A 1,569-nucleotide genomic window follows, 5' to 3' on the forward strand; every position below is an offset into this window, starting at 1 on the left:
CAGAAATTAAAGTGGAAATAATAGAAATTAAGAGTAATCCAGAATGGATTAAACTGAATAACAAAATAAAAAACGAATACCGCAAATTTGAATAAAAAACGATTTGCCAACACCGTATATAAAAAATTGCTGTTTTGGGCTAAATCAAAAGGTCGTTGCACGTTTGCTACGTCTGATTTTCCTTCGGAAAATCCTCGCACGCAAACACGCAACTTTCCATATACAAACACGTTGTACCCAATTTGAGAAATGAACCGTTTTAAAACAATAATTCTGATTTTCATACTGACCTTTAGTCTTTTCTCATGTAAAGACAATAAGGAAAAACGAAAAGAAATCGTAGCTGAAAAAATCACTCAATTTTCTAGTGAACGAATAGAATGGAATGATTTGTCGCAACGAGTTTTAAAAGACCCTTTTGTTAACGCTAATGCTGGAAAATTTATTAATCCATTAGATTTAAATGAATCAATTGCAAAAGAATTAGAAGAAAAAGGTATTTATAGACTTACCGTTATCAATAACTCTAAGTGTCAGGAAGTAGAATACACAACGAATTGGACAGAGTATCCAATTGGAACTTTATATCTGACTTGGACAACGTGTGATTCTAAACAGACTGAAAAAGGATATTATAAAGATAATTTCGATTTGAATTTTATAGAAGTTTGGGGAATTGGAAATAATTGGATGATTTGGACTGATAGTGATTTTATTTAAAAGTAAAAGAAAACTGGGTACAACAAAACCTAAACGTAATGCGGAGTTTTGGGTTAAATCGAATGGTCTACGTATATTTATGAAGTCGCTAAATCTTATGGATTTAGCTTTGGAAAAGAAAAAATAAAACTAAACAATAAGCTTTAGCTTCGTGCACAGACGGAAACGAAAAGTTTCCTTACTACCGCACTACGCTTAGCCGAAGCCGTTGTAGTGCATTTGAGAAAAATGAGAAACCTGATTAAAATATTAATTCTGACAATTGCTTTCGGAATATCAAACTCTACTTTTGCGAAAGTAGAAACTGATACAATTACGACTTGGAAATTATCCAAAGATTCGGAGTTATTAATTCAAAGCAACCATTTTAATTCAACAATTTATAGTGTAGAATTGAATACTACGGACGAATATGAAAATTTAAATGTATCTGTTTTCTACGACTTCAATTCTGATATTATAAGTCGGAAAATAAAATTTATGGTCGGAAAAAAAGCAATAGCGGAATTTGACGAGGACAATAATAGTCGATTACCTTTTAGTTTACCGAAAAAGGAAATTGACAAAGTAATTACTGGATTTTTGAACGAACCTATTGCAATAGTTTATACTGACTCTATTAGTGAAAACGGAATTTTAGTTGGATTTGTTATATTTAAAAAAGAATAAAAACGCACTACAACACCGTATAAAAATAATTGCGGTTTAGTGCTAAAACAAAGGTAGTTGCGTATTTGCTACATCTGATTTTCCTTCGGAAAATCCTCGCACGCAAACACGCAACTTTCCATATACAAACCGTTGTGGTTAATTTGAAAAAATGACAATAGAAGAACTAAAATCGAATAT

2 protein-coding genes are annotated in these 1,569 nt (G+C 31.5%); both read left to right on the plus strand.

Annotated features, from left to right (window positions below; translation table 11 throughout):
• Positions 1-249: 249 nt before the first annotated feature.
• Positions 250-720 (plus strand): hypothetical protein, encoded by a 471-nt coding sequence (locus Q0857_RS16845; protein ID WP_298507013.1) that lies wholly within the window; start codon positions 250-252, stop codon positions 718-720.
• Positions 721-948: 228 nt separating this feature from the next.
• Positions 949-1,389 (plus strand): hypothetical protein, encoded by a 441-nt coding sequence (locus tag Q0857_RS16850; RefSeq protein WP_298538067.1) that lies wholly within the window; start codon positions 949-951, stop codon positions 1,387-1,389.
• The last annotated feature ends 180 nt before the right edge of the window (positions 1,390-1,569 follow it).

This window comes from uncultured Algibacter sp., assembly GCF_947495925.1.
GTDB lineage: Bacteria > Bacteroidota > Bacteroidia > Flavobacteriales > Flavobacteriaceae > Algibacter_E.